At 52.1% G+C, this 19,411-nt stretch carries 17 protein-coding genes and 1 pseudogene; 7 read left to right on the top strand and 11 right to left on the bottom strand.

Annotation, left to right across the window (positions count from 1 at the left end):
* Positions 1-20 precede the first annotated feature (20 nt).
* Positions 21-1,397, top strand: coding sequence for a phenylalanine transporter (gene pheP / locus BEG40_RS00715; RefSeq protein WP_000786322.1), 1,377 nt, complete (start codon positions 21-23; stop codon positions 1,395-1,397).
* Between the two features lie 79 nt (positions 1,398-1,476).
* Here pheP and ybdG read toward each other — a convergent pair whose 3' ends face one another.
* The 6 genes and pseudogenes from ybdG to BEG40_RS22245 all read right to left on the bottom strand — a co-directional run bounded on the left by ybdG (position 1,477) and on the right by BEG40_RS22245 (position 5,929).
* Positions 1,477-2,724: a mechanosensitive ion channel YbdG gene (ybdG, locus tag BEG40_RS00720; protein ID WP_001153137.1), complete on the bottom strand. Its 1,248-nt coding sequence runs from the start codon at positions 2,722-2,724 to the stop codon at positions 1,477-1,479.
* 111 nt (positions 2,725-2,835) lie between these two features.
* The gene (nfsB, locus tag BEG40_RS00725) at positions 2,836-3,489 is read right to left on the bottom strand and encodes an oxygen-insensitive NAD(P)H nitroreductase (RefSeq protein ID WP_021550396.1); all 654 of its coding nucleotides are present in this window, start codon (positions 3,487-3,489) and stop codon (positions 2,836-2,838) included.
* A 92-nt stretch (positions 3,490-3,581) separates the two neighbouring features.
* A complete protein-coding gene (locus BEG40_RS00730; protein WP_000360961.1) occupies positions 3,582-3,950 on the bottom strand; it encodes an MmcQ/YjbR family DNA-binding protein in 369 nt (122 codons plus the stop codon).
* A 64-nt stretch (positions 3,951-4,014) separates the two neighbouring features.
* Positions 4,015-4,263 carry a DUF1158 domain-containing protein gene (locus BEG40_RS00735; protein ID WP_000682511.1) on the bottom strand — a complete coding sequence of 83 codons (249 nt, stop codon included), beginning with the start codon at positions 4,261-4,263 and terminating at the stop codon, positions 4,015-4,017.
* A gap of 65 nt (positions 4,264-4,328) precedes the next feature.
* Positions 4,329-5,447, bottom strand: coding sequence for a YbdK family carboxylate-amine ligase (locus tag BEG40_RS00740; protein ID WP_105284710.1), 1,119 nt, complete (start codon positions 5,445-5,447; stop codon positions 4,329-4,331).
* Positions 5,448-5,700: 253 nt separating this feature from the next.
* Positions 5,701-5,929: pseudogene (locus BEG40_RS22245) on the bottom strand (hypothetical protein).
* Here BEG40_RS22245 and hokE (BEG40_RS00750) point away from each other — a divergent pair.
* Entirely contained in the window at positions 5,898-6,050 is a 153-nt protein-coding gene (gene hokE, locus BEG40_RS00750) for a type I toxin-antitoxin system toxin HokE (protein WP_000956467.1), read from the top strand. The pseudogene BEG40_RS22245 and the gene hokE (BEG40_RS00750) overlap by 32 nt on opposite strands.
* A gap of 351 nt (positions 6,051-6,401) precedes the next feature.
* The gene (gene hokE, locus BEG40_RS21890; protein WP_000956467.1) at positions 6,402-6,554 is read left to right on the top strand and encodes a type I toxin-antitoxin system toxin HokE; all 153 of its coding nucleotides are present in this window, start codon (positions 6,402-6,404) and stop codon (positions 6,552-6,554) included.
* Between the two features lie 121 nt (positions 6,555-6,675).
* Here the strand turns inward: hokE (BEG40_RS21890) and entD are convergent, their stop codons facing one another.
* Together entD and fepA are read right to left on the bottom strand one after the other, a co-directional pair.
* Entirely contained in the window at positions 6,676-7,296 is a 621-nt protein-coding gene (entD, locus tag BEG40_RS00760; RefSeq protein WP_105284768.1) for an enterobactin synthase subunit EntD, read from the bottom strand.
* 173 nt (positions 7,297-7,469) lie between these two features.
* Positions 7,470-9,710, bottom strand: coding sequence for a siderophore enterobactin receptor FepA (gene fepA / locus BEG40_RS00765; protein WP_001034901.1), 2,241 nt, complete (start codon positions 9,708-9,710; stop codon positions 7,470-7,472).
* Positions 9,711-9,952: 242 nt separating this feature from the next.
* Here fepA and fes point away from each other — a divergent pair, with 242 nt between their 5' ends.
* The 4 genes from fes (at position 9,953) to wzz(fepE) (ending at position 16,602) form a co-directional block, all read left to right on the top strand.
* Positions 9,953-11,155 (top strand): enterochelin esterase, encoded by a 1,203-nt coding sequence (gene fes / locus BEG40_RS00770; protein ID WP_105284711.1) that lies wholly within the window; start codon positions 9,953-9,955, stop codon positions 11,153-11,155.
* Positions 11,156-11,157: 2 nt separating this feature from the next.
* Entirely contained in the window at positions 11,158-11,376 is a 219-nt protein-coding gene (ybdZ, locus tag BEG40_RS00775; RefSeq protein WP_105284712.1) for an enterobactin biosynthesis protein YbdZ, read from the top strand.
* Positions 11,373-15,254, top strand: coding sequence for an enterobactin non-ribosomal peptide synthetase EntF (entF, locus tag BEG40_RS00780; RefSeq protein ID WP_105284713.1), 3,882 nt, complete (start codon positions 11,373-11,375; stop codon positions 15,252-15,254). The genes ybdZ and entF overlap by 4 nt, the downstream gene beginning before the upstream one ends.
* Before the next feature lie 214 nt (positions 15,255-15,468).
* Entirely contained in the window at positions 15,469-16,602 is a 1,134-nt protein-coding gene (wzz(fepE), locus tag BEG40_RS00785) for an LPS O-antigen length regulator Wzz(fepE) (protein WP_105284714.1), read from the top strand.
* On the opposite strand, the gene fepC is transcribed toward wzz(fepE), so the two are convergent.
* Genes fepC through fepD form a run of 3 tightly spaced genes read right to left on the bottom strand, consistent with a single transcriptional unit; the run spans position 16,599 to position 19,404 of the window.
* Positions 16,599-17,414 (bottom strand): iron-enterobactin ABC transporter ATP-binding protein, encoded by an 816-nt coding sequence (gene fepC / locus BEG40_RS00790; protein WP_000140655.1) that lies wholly within the window; start codon positions 17,412-17,414, stop codon positions 16,599-16,601. The genes wzz(fepE) and fepC overlap by 4 nt on opposite strands.
* On the bottom strand, positions 17,411-18,403 hold the full coding sequence (gene fepG, locus BEG40_RS00795; protein WP_105284715.1) for an iron-enterobactin ABC transporter permease: 993 nt from the start codon (positions 18,401-18,403) through the stop codon (positions 17,411-17,413). The genes fepC and fepG overlap by 4 nt, the downstream gene beginning before the upstream one ends.
* On the bottom strand, positions 18,400-19,404 hold the full coding sequence (fepD, locus tag BEG40_RS00800; RefSeq protein WP_105284716.1) for a Fe(3+)-siderophore ABC transporter permease: 1,005 nt from the start codon (positions 19,402-19,404) through the stop codon (positions 18,400-18,402). The genes fepG and fepD overlap by 4 nt, the downstream gene beginning before the upstream one ends.
* Between the last annotated feature and the right edge of the window lie 7 nt (positions 19,405-19,411).

Here is a 19,411-nt window from a genome sequence, read left to right on the forward strand (position 1 = left end):
AAGACACACAGGGGAAAGGCGTGAAAAACGCGTCAACCGTATCGGAAGATACTGCGTCGAATCAAGAACCGACGCTTCATCGGGGATTACATAACCGTCATATTCAGCTAATTGCGCTGGGTGGCGCCATTGGTACTGGTCTGTTTCTTGGCATTGGTCCGGCGATTCAGATGGCGGGGCCGGCTGTATTGCTGGGCTACGGCGTTGCCGGGATCATCGCTTTCCTGATTATGCGCCAGCTCGGCGAGATGGTGGTCGAAGAGCCGGTATCCGGTTCGTTTGCCCACTTTGCCTATAAATACTGGGGACCGTTTGCGGGCTTCCTCTCCGGCTGGAACTACTGGGTGATGTTCGTGTTGGTAGGAATGGCAGAGCTGACGGCGGCGGGTATCTATATGCAGTACTGGTTCCCGGATGTTCCCACCTGGATCTGGGCTGCTGCCTTCTTTATTATCATCAACGCCGTTAACCTGGTGAACGTGCGCTTGTATGGTGAAACTGAGTTCTGGTTCGCGCTGATTAAAGTGCTGGCGATCATCGGCATGATCGGTTTTGGCCTGTGGCTGCTGTTCTCTGGTCACGGCGGCGAGAAAGCCAGTATCGACAACCTCTGGCGCTACGGTGGTTTCTTTGCCACCGGCTGGAATGGGCTGATTTTGTCGCTGGCGGTGATTATGTTCTCCTTCGGCGGTCTGGAGCTGATTGGGATTACTGCGGCTGAAGCGCGCGATCCAGAAAAAAGCATCCCTAAAGCAGTGAATCAGGTGGTTTATCGTATCCTGCTGTTTTATATCGGTTCACTGGTGGTTTTACTGGCGCTCTACCCGTGGGTGGAAGTGAAATCCAACAGTAGCCCGTTTGTGATGATTTTCCATAATCTCGACAGTAATGTGGTGGCTTCTGCGCTGAACTTTGTCATTCTGGTGGCGTCGCTGTCGGTGTATAACAGCGGGGTTTACTCCAACAGCCGGATGCTGTTTGGCCTCTCTGTACAGGGGAATGCGCCGAAATTTCTCACTCGCGTCAGTCGTCGTGGCGTACCCATTAATTCGCTAATGCTTTCCGGGGCAATCACTTCGCTGGTGGTGTTGATTAACTATCTGCTGCCGCAAAAAGCGTTTGGTTTGCTGATGGCGCTGGTGGTGGCAACGCTGCTGCTGAACTGGATTATGATCTGCCTGGCGCATCTGCGTTTTCGCGCGGCGATGCGACGTCAGGGGCGAGAAACACAGTTTAAGGCACTGCTCTATCCGTTCGGCAACTATCTTTGCATTGCCTTCCTCGGCATGATTTTGGTGCTGATGTGCACGATGGATGATATGCGCTTGTCGGCGATCCTGCTGCCGGTGTGGATTGTGTTCCTGTTTGTGGCGTTTAAAACGTTGCGTCGGAAATAAGGCATTCACGCTACATCCGACAAAACAATGTAAACAAACTGAAGCCGCTCTCATCCATTCGATGAGAGCGGTTTTTTAATTATTGCTTAAATGCACCTGCCAGTGAGCGAATATCATTGCCGGTTGGCGACTGATGAAGTCGCAGACCAAACTCTTCGACGATGGCAAATATATGATCGAAAATATCAGCCTGAATGCTTTCATATTCCAGCCACACTACGGTATTGGTAAACGCATATATCTCAAGCGGTAAACCATTATCGCCCGGTGCAAGCTGACGTACCATTAAGGTCATATCTTTACGAATACGTGGATGGTTACGCAGATATTCGTTCAGATAGGCACGAAATGTTCCAATATTCGTCATTCGGCGCAGGTTTAATACTGACTCCGTAGACCCTTGCTGGCGGTTCCACTCATTAATTTCCTGATGGCGGCTGGTTAAATAAGGTTTTAACAGATGCGCTTTATTCAGCCGCTGCATTTCGGTTTCATCAAGAAAGCGAATGCTGGTGACATCAATACTGATACTGCGTTTAATGCGTCGTCCACCAGAGGCTGACATTCCGCTCCAGTTTTTAAAGGAGTCAGAAACCAGAGACCAGGTGGGAATAGTGGTAATGGTATTGTCCCAGTTACGTACTTTGACGGTGGTTAAACCAATATCGATCACCGCGCCATCCGCGCCGTATTTCGGCATTTCCAGCCAGTCGCCCAGTTTCAGCATATCGTTCGCGGAAAGCTGAATACCTGCCACCAGACCAAGAATCGGATCTTTAAATACCAACATCAGCACGGCAGCCATTGCGCCAAGACCACTGATCAGAATGGTTGGTGACTGACCAATCAGCAGTGAGATCATCAATATGCCGACCAGAATTGCGCCGATCAGCTTTATCCCCTGAAATATCCCTTTTAGCGGTAACTGTTTTGCTGCCGGGAATTTCTGCGCCAGATTTAAAATAACATCCAGCAACGAGAAGACTGAAAGCAGCGCATACATCATGATCCACAACTGCGCGCAGGTGGTCAGAATATCAGCCGCTTCGGTGCCTTTTTGCAGCCAGAATACCGCCTGAATATTGACGATAATCCCTTGCAGGGTAAAAGCTAAACGATGAAATAGTTTATTCTGGGTAATGATTTGCAACCACAGCCGTGAACTGGCAATGGCGCGTTTTTCGAAGGTACGTAGTACCACCCAGTGCAAAATAATATGCACTACAACGGCGGTCAGAAAAATAATACCGAAAATCATCACCATTGAGGTGGTGTGATCAATTTCAATACCCGCTAAATCTTCAACCTGGGATATTAAATCCTGCATAACGTCTCCTGTATACAACAGCGGCCTATGATGACGGCTGAAACAGGGTTATGCAAATCAGGAAAATCTGATGTGAAATAGCCGGGATCAGTTCCCGGCTATAAAGGAGAATTACACTTCAGTTAAGGTGATACTTTGTGGCAGACGAGATTTCGGCAGGGTAGCGTTAAAATCTTCCACGCTGTGATGGCCTACCGGCACGACCACCAGACTGGTGTAACCTTTCTCTTTCAAACCAAATTCTTCATCGAGGATTGCCGCGTCAAAACCTTCGATTGGCACCGCGTCCAGACCCAGTGCCGCAACGCCCAGCAGGAAGTTACCGACGTTGAGATAAACCTGTTTTGCCATCCACTCTGCATCATCATGCAGATCTTTACGGTGCATATCGGCGAAGAACTTACGGCCTTTATCGTTCGCCGCTTTGGCTTCCGGCGTGGCAAAGCGACCATCGGCATCTTCCTGGTCAACAACCAGCTTCAGCCAGGCATCGTCCATTGCGGTTTTCGCGCAGAACACCACGACGTGCGAGGCATCAAGCATTTTACGTTCGTTGAACACGTAATTGTCGGCGGCGGATTTAGCGACACGCGCTTTACCTTCTTCCGTGCTGGCCACAATAAAATGCCATGGCTGGGAGTTGGTGCTGGATGGGCTGTACTGCAACAGGGTTTTGATCTGCTCGGCTTGTTCCGGGGTAAGTTTTTTGCTGGCATCAAATGCCTTAGTGGAATGACGCTTTAAGGCGACAGAAATGATATCCATAAAGACTCCTTGTGAAAGATGTTTGTGTGCCAGCAGATTACAAGGATCAAAGTAAAATGGTAAGCGAGAAAAATGCTCTATAGATTTCCGTTTTAGCCAGGGCGCAGCCTTTTTTGATCGCGTTTAGCTAAGCCATCAACCACTAAATTCCATGAGTCGTTGATCAGATCGCTGAGCAACGATTCAGAGATTTCCTCGCCGGGATACACAGAAATCCAGTGCTTTTTATTCATGTGATACCCAGGCTTAATGCTTGGATATATTTGCTGATTTAACAGGGAATTTTGTGGATCGGACTTCAGATTTATGAAGGGGACGCCGCGCAGCTCCGACGACAGCATAAAAATCTTGCCGCCAATTTTAAAGACATCGAACTCTGGGCCAAACGGCCAGCAAAGCTCGACGAAGGGTAACTCAAGGGCAAGGCGTTTCGCCGTTTCGTGCAGTGATTGCTTATCCATAAACGTTCCTTAAGGCGAAGGAGAATAAGCAAAGTATGCCGCGAAGTACGGTGATAATCGACGTTTAATCCGCCAGCGAGAACCAGCGTCGCCAGATAAATCTAAGAATAAAATATTCAATAGCGCCCAGCACTAAAAACCACAGACAAAATAACAATGTGTAAAGCTGACTCAGATCCATCAGATGGAACGTGGTCATCAGTTTCTGTGCCAGCGTCAGCCCCAGCGCAGGGGCGGGCAGCAGCAGGCAAGAGAGGAAAGCCATCAGCAAAATGCCTGCTGCGGTAGTCAAGGTTTCTAAGGGGTGTTTCATAACATTGTTAAATGTAAGTTAAAACACCATTGTCGGGGATATTTCTGCGTAACGCAATTCTCCGCTTAGTCTCCAGCCCAAATCTCACAATGCTTTTTCACCAGTCCAATCAGCGAGCCGCCATCGGCGACGAAATCTCTCATCAGCTGCGCTTCATTCAGACCGCTGATAACCTGGCGGTGCAGTGCTTCAATTGCACTCGATGCACCAATTTTATGTGCAGAAGGGGCGATTTTTTCCAGCAATCGCAAGGTGTCTTCCGTTAGTGGTCGACGATCGCCGGTGTGCGGATCGGTAACGACGCCTTCCAGACCATAACGGCAGGCCTGGAAACGGTTGAATTTATACAGCAGATAATCTTTCTCCTGATGTTTGAAAGGGCGTTCCGTCAGCAACCAGTGGGCGGAGGCCTGAATCAATCCCGCCATATTTACCGCATGGCTAAGGGTTAACGGGGTATCCATCACCCGAACTTCCACCGTGCCAAAATGGGGGCTGGGGCGAATATCCCAGTGCAGATCTTTAATGCTGTCGATCATCGTGGTGTAACTCAGGCAGCGAAACAGGGCTTCAAATTGTTGCCAGTTACTGACCCACGGCATCGGGCCATTATCGGGAAAGGCAGAAAAAATATTCGGTCTTGAGGAGGCAAAACGCGTATCCGTTCCTTGCATATACGGCGACGCGGCAGAAAGGGCGATAAAGTTCGGCACAAACCTCGATAAGCCGTGCAGCAAATAAATAGCGTCATCGCCACTGGCACAGCCAACATGGACATGCTGACCAAAAACGGTCGCCTGCTGAATGAGATAGCCGAAGTTTTCCAGCGTCCGTTGATAACGTTCGTTATCGCACACCTCCTGACGCTGCCATTTCTGAAACGGATGCGTACCACCACCGCAAATTTCCAGATGATGATCTGCCGCAGCTTGCAAAACGACTTTCTGCATCGCTGAATATTGCCCGGCAGCCTGGTTGATATCACGGCAAACATCTGTCGCCAGCTCCAGCATACTTTCGGTGATATCGTGCTTCACTTCCCCGGCAGTGATCTGATTTTTAACGGCGTCAATCAGCGTTGAAGAGTCCTGGCTAAGGTCATATCCCGGAGGATTAACCACCTGCATTTCCAGTTCAATACCGAGGGTAAAAGGTTCAGAAATATGAAACTCAGGTAATGGCATAGGTTTCTCTTATGTTGGCATTTTCATTCCAGTATAGAAGTGGCAGCGGCAGGGCGAGATGCGGAAGTTCTGGAATGTTTCTTTTTTTGGTGGTGGTGAACTGATTGCTACTGAAGCAATTTGGCTACTTTTGCAAGGTGACCAGTAGTGGCAGAGCTGGCTGGCGGCGAAGAATTTTGACGATTGGGGCGAGCAGAAAAAAACTGGCTCAGCTTCGGTTGATCAAATGAGTAGTGAGAAGTCCGAAACAGGATTAACTGTATAAATAAACAGCCATTTTGCTAAGGAAGGGTAAGATAGCTGCGGGTGCCTGAAGCTTTCCGGTTTCAGGTTAACTCTGAGGTCTGGAAAGATGAAGCCCCAGGAGATATTTCTATCAACCCTGGGGCTGCCACTCCAAACCCAACAATTTGGATGGTAGTCCCTTCTTCGCATGGAGGCAATATAAACATGCTGACGAAATACGCCCTTGTGGCGGTCATAGTGCTGTGTTTAACGGTGCTGGGATTTACGCTTCTGGTCGGAGACTCGCTGTGTGAGTTTACGGTGAAGGAACGTAATATTGAGTTCAGGGCTGTTCTCGCTTACGAACCGAAGAAGTAGCCGCTGTGCGGGGAGCAATCCCCGCATATCCGGTTGTCAGGTCAGGAATGGTAAGGCACCTGATTTACATTTTCGCCCGCAGTCAGTGATGGCTGCGGGCGATCTCGTTTTAAGGCAATGATGAGTTTTGCCGGCCGAAGTCCGGAACAGGATTGTACTGTATAAATAAACAGCTATTTTACTAAGAAAGGGTAAGATAACGGCGGGTGCCTGAAGCTTTCCGGTTTCAGGTTAACTCTGAGATCTGGAAAGATGAAGCCCCAGGACGATATTTCTATCAACCCTGGGGCTGCCACTCCAAACCAGACAATTTGGATGGTAGTCCCTTCTTCGCATGGAGGCAATATAAACATGCTGACGAAATACGCCCTTGTGGCGGTCATAGTGCTGTGTTTAACGGTGCTGGGATTTACGCTTCTGGTCGGAGACTCGCTGTGTGAGTTTACGGTGAAGGAACGTAATATTGAGTTCAGGGCTGTTCTCGCTTACGAACCGAAGAAGTAGCCGTTGTGCGGGGAGCAATCCCCGCATATCCGGTTGTCAGGTCTGGATGGTAAGGCACCTGCTTTACACTTTCGCCCGCAGTCAGCAATGGCTGCGGGCGAATCGCACCGGGTATTATCAATTAATCGTGTTGGCACAGCGTGATGACTCTCTTTTCTTTTATCTGCCAGTGCACAGCAAACTTCTCATCCTCTCGACGAATGATGATCTGCTGTTTATTCCTGTTAATTATTTGATAATCCAGAAAACCTTGAACTGTCTGTAACTTGCTTGCCTTAAACGCACTCTCTTTCGCTGAAAATGCCAGTGTAAGCGCCACAGAAAAGGGTAAATCGCTGACCTCAAGCAGCTCGTATTCTGCTGGTGTCATAATGCTGTCTTTCAGCTCTTCCGCTGCTTGTGCAGAGAGAATCTCTTCGATATCAATACCCGTTGGTTGACGAGATACCACAGCCAATGCCATAGCCCCGCAGTGGCTAATACTGCCGTATAACCCGGCAGGCCAAAGTGGCTGGCGACGTTCACCGACAGGGGGGGCGTTCTTAAAGCCAAATTCCCTTAAAGCATGAACAGCAGCAATCCGTCCGGCTAAATGTTCGGCTTTGCGTTTACGTCCGGCATGTTGCAGTTGTGCATAATGCGGCAGCCAGAGTAAATCCTGCTCACAAAAACTTGCCGGCTCAAACTCAACAAAATGCAGCGTATGTCCGGCAAAGGGGAGGGAGGTATGCGTAGTTTTCATGTCGACCATATTAGAGACTGATGACAAACGCAAAACTGTCTGATGCGCTACGCTTATCAGGCCTACACTATCCTGCAATATATTGAATTGACAAGATTTTGTAGGCCGGATAAGGCGTTCACGCCGCATCCGGCATGAACGACGCGCACTTTGTCAACAATCTGACGTTAGCATCAGAAGTGAGTATTAATGCTCATATACCACGTACGTCCCGGCTCGTTATAGGTATACGCACCAGCACCGGCAATATAGTTGGCTCCTGCCAGATCGCCTGTGGTCTGGGCATTACCCGCACGCCACAAACGCTTGTCGAACAGGTTGTCTACGCCGCCGGTCAGACTGACATTCTTCGTTACATCCCAGGTCGCGCTCAGACCCACAATGCTGTACGGACTTATTTCTTTGGTTTCCGGTCCAACCGCTGGCTGACCTTTATAGTTGTACTTCTTCGGCTGCTGCTTGCCGTACCAGGTGAAGGTTGTTTGCATCGACAAATCTTCCCGTGCCTGCCAGCTCAGCGTTGAGTTCAACGTATATTCCGGGATGATCGACAAACGGTCGCCCGTGGTTTTATTTTCACTCTTCAGCATATAAGTGATGTTATTGGTCCACATCACCGTTTCGCTAACCGGCACGTTTAACGATCCTTCCAGACCTTCCACCACCGCTTTCGGTACGTTATCCCACTGATAGAGATCGGTGCCGACTGCGTTTTGCCCTACAGCCACATAGCCCGCTTCAATCTTATTGCGATAATCGTTACGGAACCAGGTGACGCCCGCCAGCCAGCCGTCGCGTTTGAACTCCAGACCAATCTCTTTGTTGATGCTGGTTTCTGCTTTCAGGTCATCGTTCCCCTGCAGATAGCAGCCGCCCGCGCTGGCATAGCAACCCTGACCTTTACTGTAGAGAATGTAGTTTGGGTTAGTCTGGTACAGGCTCGGCGCTTTATAAGCACGGGCGATGCCCATTTTCAGCGTGAAGTCATCGCCTAAACCTTGCGATATATTCAGCGCCGGGCTCCAGTTATTACCCACAATGCTGTGATGATCGAAACGCAGCCCCGGCGTTACGATGGTGCTGTCAGTCAGCTCCATGTTGTTTTCGGCAAACAGCGAGAAAATTTCTGCTTTTGAATACGGGCTACGGTCGGTGGCACTCACACCATCAATAGCACCGCCGGTATTCGTCCCGGTCAGCGCCTGGGTGTTGGAACTCAAGTCCTTCATCCGCTGCTGATTCCACTCCGTACCCAGCGTCAGCGTCTGGTTAACGAGGAAATCAATCGGCAGGTTAACTTCGCTGTGCAGCATCACGTCATCAAGATCGATATCGACGAAGTCTTGTGTCGCTTTTTCGTTAAATTTCCCTTCGGTGCCGCCCGCCAGACCTTCCGGAATACGCGAGTTACGGGTGTGTTCGTACTGCACCCAGTTACTGGTGGTCACACCGTTATCCCAGCCACCGTTCCAGGTCAGTGAGTAGTTCTGGCGATACAGGCGGTTGGTTTCATCGCCGTATTTAGAGCGAGTGTAGGCGTCGGAGTTGGTGTTCTGAGTATCGCCCGCATACAGGTTGCCCTGGCGGCTGTAACCCGCTTCCAGTTCGAGTGATTGCAGAGGCGCGAAGTCCCAACGAACTACGCCGTTAATATCTTTGTTGATCACCCCTTCGCGCCCGGCCGGTAGGGTAGTTGCATAGGTTCCGGCACGCGCGGACTGATGACCCTGGTTAATATCCCACGCGTCGGCCTGGGTTTTGTCGAGGTTGCCATACAAGCGGAAACTGAATTCATCGCCCAGCGGACCGGTCAGGCTGAAGTTGGTGCGTTTGGTGGCGCCTTCCTCTTTATGTTCTGGGGCGTTGAAATAAGCATCCCAGGAACCGTGCCACTCGCCGCTGCCTTTTTTGGTGATGATGTTAACTACGCCACCCGCCGCGCCGTTGCCATAACGTGCAGCCGCCGGGCCACGCAGAACTTCAATACGTTCAATCATCTCCGGCGGCACCCAGGAGGTATCACCACGAGTATCGCGCTCGCCGCGCCAGCCCTGACGCACCGAGTTACGGCTGCTGACCGGCTTGCCGTCAATCAAAATCAGCGTGTTTTCTGGACCCATGCCGCGAATATCAATCTGGCGGTTATTACCACGCTGACCGCTGGTGGAGTTACCGGTCAGGTTAACGCCGGGCATGGTACGGATGATCTCCGATACATCGCGGGCAACCGGGTTTTTGCGGATTTCATCTGCGGTGATGGTCGAAACGCCAGGCGCCTGCAAGTTCTGCTCGGCAGCGGTAACGACAATGGTATCGTCATGTGAAACAGGGGTATCGGTTGGCTCTTGTGCCTGTGCTACCCCATAAATCCCCAGGTTGACCAACAAGGCCAGGGAATGAATCTTCTTGTTCATTGTTTTATTCCTGCATTTTTGCCACGAATTGCAACTGTCGGGCATGGTCGTCATCAGCATGACGCATCCCGCTACCGCGAAAACCTTTGATCCTGAAAGACACGCAGTGCAGTTGGTTAATTAATGTGCGCGCTTGACATGGCGCGCCAATACGCTATTGCAAATGCAAATAGTTATCAATAATATTATCAATATATTTCTGCAATCAATAAAAAATTGCACAGTAAACATGGGGTTATGGTGTGACGGCGTTAAACGTGGGAAGTGAGAGCTGGTGGCTGTCGAAACATGGCCCGGAATGGCAGCGTCTGAATGACGAAATATATCAGGTCACTTTCTGGTGGCGTGACCCTCAAGGTTCTGAAGACCGCTCGACGATAAAGCGCGTATGGGTTTATATCACTGGCGTTACCGATCACCATCAGAACAGCCAGCCCCAGTCGATGCGGCGCATTGCAGGCACTGACGTTTGGCAGTGGACGACACAACTCAGTGCTAACTGGCGCGGCAGCTACTGTTTTATTCCCACTGAACGCGATGACATTTTTTCTGCACCATCACCCGATCGCCTCGAATTACGTGAGGGCTGGCGAAAACTATTACCCCAGGCGATAGCCGATCCGCTGAATCCACAAAGCTGGAAAGGCGGGCGAGGGCACGCTGTTTCTGCACTCGAAATGCCGCAAGCGCCTCTGCAACCGGGATGGGATTGTCCGCAAGCGCCAGAAATACCTGCCAAAGAAATTATCTGGAAAAGTGAATGGTTGAAAAATTCACGTCGTGTATGGATTTTTTCCACTGGTGATGCGCCAGCCGAAGAGCGTCCGTTAGCCATTCTGCTCGATGGCGAATTTTGGGCGCAAAGTATGCCCGTCTGGCCTGCGCTGACTTCGCTGACCTATCGTCAGCAACTTCCTCCCGCCGTGTATGTGTTGATCGATGCTATTGACACCACGCACCGTGCCCGCGAACTTCCGTGTAATGCGGATTTCTGGCTGGCAGTACAGCAAGAGTTACTGCCGCTGGTGAAAACAATCGCTCCTTTTAGCGATCGCGCCGATCGCACTGTTGTCGCCGGGCAAAGTTTTGGTGGACTTTCCGCGCTGTATGCCGGACTGCACTGGCCTGAACGCTTTGGCTGTGTATTAAGCCAGTCAGGATCGTACTGGTGGCCGCATCGGGGCGGGCAGCAAGAGGGCGTGTTACTTGAACAGCTTAAAGCAGGTGAAGTTAGCGCCGAAGGTCTGCGCATTGTGCTGGAGGCTGGGATTCGCGAACCGATGATTATGCGAGCTAACCAGGCGCTGTATGCGCAACTATATCCTATAAAAGAATCCATTTTCTGGCGTCAGGTTGACGGCGGACATGATGCACTTTGTTGGCGCGGTGGCTTGATGCAGGGGTTAATTGACCTCTGGCAACCACTTTTCCATGACAGGAGTTGAATATGGCATTCAGTAATCCCTTCGATGATCCGCAGGGAGCGTTTTACATTTTGCGCAATGCGCAGGGGCAATTCAGTCTGTGGCCACAACAATGCGCCTTACCGGCAGGCTGGGACGTTGTGTGTCAGCCGTTGTCACAGGCGTCCTGCCAGCAGTGGCTTGAAGCCCACTGGCGTACTCTGACACCGGCGAATTTCACCCAGTTGCAGGAGGCGCAATGAGCCAGCATTTACCTTTGGTCGCCGCACAGCCCGGCATCTGGATGGCAGAAAAACTGTCGGATTTACCCTCCGCCTGGAGCGTGGCGCATTACGTTGAGTTAACCGGAGAGGTTGATGCGCCATTACTGGCCCGCGCGGTGGTTGCCGGATTAGCGCAAGCAGATACGTTGCGGATGCGTTTTACGGAAGATAACGGCGAAGTCTGGCAATGGGTCGATGATGCGCTGATATTCGAACTGCCAGAAATTATCGACCTGCGAACCAATATTGATCCGCACGGTACTGCGCAGGCCTTAATGCAGGCCGATTTGCAACAAAACCTGCGCGTCGATAGCGGTAAACCGCTGGTCTTTCATCAGTTAATTCAGGTGGCGGATAACCGCTGGTACTGGTATCAGCGTTACCACCATTTGCTGGTCGATGGCTTCAGTTTCCCGGCAATTACCCGCCAGATCGCCAATATTTACTGTGCATGGCTGCGTGGCGAACCAACGCCTGCTTCGCCGTTTACGCCTTTCGCTGAAGTGGTGGATGAGTACCAGCAGTACCGCGAAAGCGAGGCCTGGCAGCGTGATGCGGCATTCTGGGCGGAACAGCGTCACCAACTGCCGCCACCTGCGTCACTTTCGTCTGCACCTTTAGCGGGGCGCGGCGCCTCGGCAGATATTCTGCGCCTGAAACTGGAATTTACCGACGGAGAATTCCGCCAGTTGGCAGCCCAACTGCCGACCGTACAACGTACCGATTTAGCTCTTGCGCTGGCGGCCTTATGGCTGGGGCGATTGTGCAACAGCATGGACTACGCCGCCGGATTCATCTTTATGCGTCGAATGGGCTCGGCGGCGCTGACGGCTACCGGCCCCGTGCTCAACGTTTTACCGTTGGGTATTCACATTGAAGCGCAAGAAACGCTGTCACAACTGGCAACCCGACTGGCGGCACAACTAAAAAAAATGCGCCGCCATCAACGCTACGACGCCGAACAAATTGTCCGTGACAGTGGGCGCGCGGCGGGAGAGGAACCGCTGTTCGGTCCGGTACTCAATATCAAGGTATTTGATTACCAACTGGATATTCCGGGTGTTCAGGCGCAAACCCACACCCTGGCAACGGGGCCGGTTAATGACCTTGAACTGGCGCTGTTCCCGGATGAACAAGGTGGTTTGAGCATTGAGATCCTCGCCAATAAACAGCGTTACGATGAGCCAACGTTAATCCAGCACGCCGAACGTCTGAAAATGCTGATTGCGCAGTTCGCCGCGAATCCGGCGCTGTTGTGCGGCGATGTCGATATTATGTTGCCAGGTGAGTATGCACAGTTGGCGCAGATCAACGCCACACAGGTAGAAATCCCTGAAACCACGCTGAGCGCGCTGGTGGCAGAACAGGCAGCCAAAACGCCGGATGCTCCGGCACTGGCTGACGCTCATTATCAGTTCAGCTATCGGGAGATGCGTGAACAGGTGGTGGCGCTGGCGAATCTGCTGCGTGAGCGCGGCGTTAAACCGGGCGACAGCGTGGCGGTGGCGCTACCGCGCTCGGTCTTTTTGACCCTGGCACTACATGCGATAGTTGAAGCAGGCGCGGCCTGGCTACCGCTGGATACGGGTTATCCGGACGATCGCCTGAAGATGATGCTGGAAGATGCGCGCCCGTCGCTGTTAATCACCACCGACGATCAACTGCCGCGCTTTAGCGATGTTCCCAATTTAACCAGCCTTTGCTATAACGCCCCGCTTACTCCACAGGGCAGTGCGCCGCTGCAACTTTCACAACCGCACCACACGGCTTATATCATCTTTACCTCTGGTTCAACCGGCAGGCCGAAAGGGGTAATGGTCGGGCAGACGGCTATCGTCAACCGCCTGTTGTGGATGCAAAATCATTATCCGCTTACAGGCGAAGATGTCGTTGCCCAAAAAACGCCGTGCAGTTTTGATGTCTCGGTGTGGGAGTTTTTCTGGCCGTTTATTGCCGGGGCGAAACTGGTGATGGCTGAACCGGAAGCGCACCGCGACCCGCTCGCTATGCAGCAATTCTTTGTCGAATATGGCGTGACGACCACGCACTTTGTTCCCTCGATGCTGGCGGCGTTTGTTGCTTCACTGACACCGGAAACTGCCCGGAAAAGTTGTGCGACGTTGAAACAGGTTTTCTGTAGCGGTGAAGCGTTACCGGCTGATTTATGCCGCGAATGGCAACAGTTAACCGGCGCGCCGTTACATAATCTTTATGGCCCAACGGAAGCAGCGGTGGATGTTAGCTGGTATCCGGCTTTTGGCGAGGAACTGGCACAAGTACGCGGCAGCAGCGTGCCAATTGGTTATCCGGTCTGGAACACGGGGCTACGCATTCTTGATGCGATGATGCATCCGGTGCCGCCGGGTGTGGCGGGTGATCTCTATCTTACTGGCATTCAACTGGCGCAAGGGTATCTTGGACGACCCGATCTGACCGCCAGCCGCTTTATTGCCGACCCTTTCGCTCCTGGTGAACGCATGTACCGTACTGGAGACGTTGCTTGTTGGTTGGAAAATGGCGCGGTGGAATACCTCGGGCGCAGTGACGATCAGCTAAAAATTCGTGGTCAGCGTATTGAACTGGGCGAAATCGACCGCGTGATGCAGGCGCTGCCGGATGTCGAACAGGCCGTTACCCATGCCTGTGTGATTAACCAGGCGGCAGCAACCGGCGGCGACGCGCGCCAGTTGGTAGGGTATCTGGTGTCGCAATCAGGCCTGCCGCTGGATACCAGCTCATTACAGGCGCAGTTGCGCGAAACCTTGCCACCGCATATGGTGCCCGTCGTTCTGCTGCAACTTCCGCAGTTGCCGCTTAGCGCCAATGGCAAGCTGGATCGTAAAGCTTTACCGTTGCCGGAATTGAAAGCAAAAACGCCGGGACGAGCGCCGAAAGCGGGCAGCGAAATGATTATCGCCGGGGCGTTCTCGTCATTGCTGGGCTGTGATGTGCAGGATGCCGACGCTGATTTCTTCGCTCTTGGCGGTCATTCGCTGCTGGCGATGAAACTGGCGGCGCAGTTAAGTCGGCAGTTTGCCCGCCAGGTGACGCCGGGGCAGGTGATGGTCGCGTCAACCGTCGCCAAACTGGCAACGATTATTGATGGTGAAGAAGACAGCTCCCGGCACATGGGATTCGAAACCATTCTGCCGTTGCGTGAAGGTAATGGCCCGACGCTGTTCTGTTTCCATCCTGCGTCTGGTTTTGCCTGGCAGTTTAGCGTGCTCTCGCGTTATCTCGATCCTCAATGGTCGATTATCGGCATTCAGTCGCCGCGCCCTCATGGACCTATGCAGACGGCGGCAAACCTGGATGAAGTCTGCGAAGCGCATCTGGCAACGTTACTTGAACAACAACCTCACGGCCCTTATTACCTGCTGGGTTATTCGCTGGGCGGTACGCTGGCGCAGGGGATTGCGGCGCGGTTGCGTGCCCGTGGCGAACAGGTGGCATTTCTTGGCTTGCTGGATACCTGGCCGCCAGAAACGCAAAACTGGCAGGAAAAAGAAGCTAACGGTCTGGACCCGGAAGTGCTGGCGGAGATTAACCGCGAGCGCGAAGCCTTCCTGGCGGCACAGCAGGGAACTGCGTCGACGGAGCTGTTTACCACCATTGAAGGTAATTACGCTGATGCAGTGCGTCTGTTAAGCACGGCTCATAGCGTACCATTTGATGGTAAAGCGACGCTGTTTGTTGCTGAACGTACACTTCAGGAAGGTATGAGTCCTGAACGCGCCTGGTCGCCATGGGTAGCTGAGCTGGATATTTATCGTTTAGATTGTGCTCATGTGGATATTATCTCGCCAATGGCATTTGAAAAAATCGGGCCAATTATTTTGGCGACGCTAAATAAATAACTTTATCTTAAATAAAATCCATAATTACTGTAAATGATTGTGGATTTTATTATTTATTATTATGATGAATCCTCAGTTGCTTCTCTGAAAACACGCTTAATGTTGTGTTCGGTGAGGGGAATTTACAAAGTTCAGCTTCGGATAATTCTTGCTAACTGATAAAGTGAGCGCCGTGGAGATTTAATCTTATTGGACTCATTTCAGGTCATATCGCATGTCATCACTGAATATTAAGCAGGGAAGCGATTCTCATTTTCCCGATTATCATCTGGCGTCGCCCAGTAATAATGAAATTGATTTACTTAAACTTATCGAAGTTTTTTGGTACGCAAAAACGCGGGTAATAGCGGTGGCTTTAGCCTTTGCCTGTATCGGGTTACTGGTGTCTTTCATTTTGCCGCAAAAATGGACCAGCTCGGCAGTTATCACGCCCGCAGAGGCTGTCCAGTGGCAAGATCTGGAGAAGGTCTTCACCAAACTCCGCGTGCTGGATCTGGATGCCAATATCGATCGCAACGGTGTGTTTAACCTGTTTATCAAGAAATTTCAGTCTGTGAGTTTATTGGAAGACTATCTGCGTTCGTCCCCTTATGTCATGGATCAATTAAAAGAGGCGAAGATTGATGAACAGGAGCTGCATCGCGCTATTGTCACATTGAGCGAAAAAATGAAAGCGGTTGATGACAACGCCAGTAAGAAAAAAGATGAGCCCGCGTTGTATACCTCCTGGACATTAAGTTTCACTGCGCCAACCAGTGAAGAAGCGCAGACAGTATTGGCTGGTTATATCGATTATATCTCAACGTTGGTGGTGAAAGAGTCGCTAGAAAACATACGTAATAAACTGGAAATTAGAACCCAGTTTGAAAAAGAAAAACTGGCTCAGGATCGCATTAAAACGAAAAACCAGCTTGATGCAAATATTCAGCGGCTCAATTATTCACTGGATATTGCCAATGCGGCAGGAATTAAAAAGCCTGTTTATAGTAATGGTCAGGCTGTTAAAGATGACCCTGATTTTTCTATTTCTCTCGGCGCAGACGGTATTGAACGTAAACTTGAAATTGAAAAAGCGGTCACCGATGTTGCGGAACTGAACGTTGAATTACGTAATCGTCAATATCTTGTCGATCAATTAACAAAAGCAAATGTCAACGATGTTACTTTTCCGCCATTTAAATATCAGTTGCGTCCATCCTTGCCGGTGAAAAAAGACGGTCCAGGCAAAGCGATTATTGTGATCCTTTCCGCCTTGATCGGCGGTATGGTTGCTTGTGGCAGTGTGCTCTTACATCATGCAATGGCATCCAGAAAACAGGATGCCATGATGGAAGATCGGTTAGTTTAAATCACGGCGGTTGATGGTGCCGTTCGTCCGAGCGGCACCACTAATGGCGTTCCGGCTACCGGATCGTCAATAATCATGCAGCGCAGACCGTAAATACGCTCGATCAATTCAGCAGTGACAATCTCTTTCGGCGCCCCCTGAGCGACAATTTTTCCTTCCCGCAGCGCAATCAAATGGCTGGCGTAACGACAGGCCTGGTTAAGATCGTGCAGCACTGCCGCCAGGGTATAGCCTTTCTCACGGTTCAGTTCGCTCAACAGTTCCAGTAGATCAATCTGATGACTGATATCCAGCCAGGTCGTTGGTTCGTCGAGCAGCATAATTGCCGTTTCCTGGGCCAGCACCATCGCGATCCACGCTCGCTGGCGTTGTCCACCAGAAAGGGTATCCACGCTTTGATTTGCCAGATGAGTTATTCCCGTGGCCTGCATCGCTTTCGTTACCGCTTCTTCATCTTCTTTGCGCCAGCGGGTAAACAGCGGTTGATGCGGGTAACGTCCACGCGCCACCAGCTCCTGCACGGTGATATCGCCCGGCGTGGTAGCATTTTGCGCCAACAGACCAATCCGGCGTGCGACCTCTTTACTGGCGTAATGTTGAATCTGTTCGCCATCCAGCCAGACATGCCCGTGGGCAGGCGTCATCAGGCGGCTTAAGGTACGCAGTAACGTGGATTTACCGCAACCATTTGGTCCGATAATTGCAGTAAAGTGACCATCAGGAATTTCTACAGTCAGATTTTCCGCAACGGTATATTTGCCATATCCCAGGGTTAACTGTTCGCCGCGCAAACGGGCTACTGATTCGGTCATTTTTTGCGAGACTCCTGAATTAACAAGACGATAAGGTAAATACCGCCGAGGCTGACGGTAACGACGCCAACCGGAAGTTGATACGGCATAAACAGTTGTTGGGCGCAGAGATCGGCTGCCAGCAGTAACAGCGCACCACACAGCGCAGCCTGGGTTAGTCCCCAGCGGGCAGTGCCGCTGATGCGCCGGGCAATGTGCGGTGCGACTAAAGCAATAAAGGAAATCGGCCCCGCCAGGGCAGTGGCAGCAGCGGTAAGTACTACGGCGACCAGCATCATTAACAGACGCGAGCGTTCGACGCTGACGCCCAGCGCGCAGGCGGTATCATCGCCCATCTCCAGCAAGCGCATTCTCCGTACCAACAAGGCGGCGGCAATTAACATCAATATAATGATGGGCGCGGAAGGCCAGGTTTTTGTCCACGTCAGGCCGTTGAACGATCCGGCATTCCATAATCCTGCGGTTAGTGCCGTTTCTAAGGACGCTTTCAGCAACAGCCAGGTATTAAAGGCCACCAGCATGGCGCGAACGCCGATGCCGATAATAATCAACCGAAAGGTGTCGATACCGTTACGCCAGGCAAGTAGCCAGACCAGTAGAGAAGTGACAATGCCGCCTGCCATTGCTGCCAGCGCGATAGCTGTCAGATCCTGACCAAACAGCACCATCGCCACCAGTACGCCGCTCCACGCTCCGGTGTTAAAGCCCATTACGTCAGGGCTGCCGAGCGGGTTACGCATCAACGACTGAAAAATCGCGCCGCTGACGCCCAGCGCCGCGCCAATCAACAGCGCCATCAGCACGCGTGGTAAACGCCATTCGGTGACCACCATCGTCATACTGCGTGGTGCGTCACCCATCAGCGCGGCGAATACCTGCGAGGTTTCCAGTGGCACGGTGCCACTGCGTAATCCCCAAACACTTGCCACCGCACAGGCAGTTATCAACAGCAAACAGGTGATGATTAATCGGCGAGAGACGTAAATCATGCGCCACCTCGCGTTTTACGTCGCACGAGGAAGATCAACACCGGCGCACCAATAAACGCACTGACCACCGAAACGCGCAGCTCGCCGGGAACAATCACACGCCCGATGATATCGGCAAACAGCAGCAGGGCAGGGGTGGCGAGCAGCGTGACGGGCAGCGACCAGCGATGATCGGCACCTACCAGCCAGCGCGCCATGTGCGGCATCATCAGGCCGATAAAGGCAATCGGGCCAACTACCGCTGTCGCACTACCACAAAGCACGGTAATCGCCAGCAGACCAATTAACTGTGTGCGCGCCACGCGACTGCCCAGCGCCGTCGCGGTGTCGCTGCCGAGGCTTAAACTGTTCAGTGCGCGGCTCAGTAATAGCGCGGTTGCTCCGGCGATCAGCACCGGGATCAGCACCACTTTTAAGGTGTGTAGATTGCGAATATCCAGCGAACCGGCTTGCCAGAAACGCAGTTGATCGTAGACGTCAGGATTAAGCAGGGCGATGCCGCTGGTCAGCCCTTCCAGCACCGCTGCCAGCGCCACACCCGCCAGAGTTAAACGCACCGGACTTAACTGCCCGCCGCCCTGGCTACCGGTAAAGGCAACAATCAATGAGGCCACCAGCGCCCCGGCGAAGGCCATCGCCAGTTGTTCCTGCGCGGATGAGTAACCAAACAGCGCCGCGCCCAGCACAATGGCAAAGCTGGCTCCGGCGTTTACGCCAAGCAAACCAGGGTCGGCAAGCGGATTTCGGGTGAGGGTTTGCATTAACGCTCCGGCAAGACCAAGCGCACCGCCTGCCAGCAATCCGGCAAGGGTGCGTGGCAGTCGGGCGTCGAGCACGATGGTGCAGTCGGCGCTTTGGCAGGTGCCGGAGAGGGCCTCCAGCACGACGGAGGCGGGGAGTGATTTTGCCCCAATGAGCAGGCTTAATGCCGTCGCGATAATCAGTAATAACAGCAATCCGGGCACGGCAATGGCGCGTGTCACGGCAACATAACCAGACATACGAACT

It is taken from the genome of Escherichia sp. MOD1-EC5495, assembly GCF_002965965.1.
Taxonomy (GTDB): domain Bacteria; phylum Pseudomonadota; class Gammaproteobacteria; order Enterobacterales; family Enterobacteriaceae; genus Escherichia; species Escherichia ruysiae.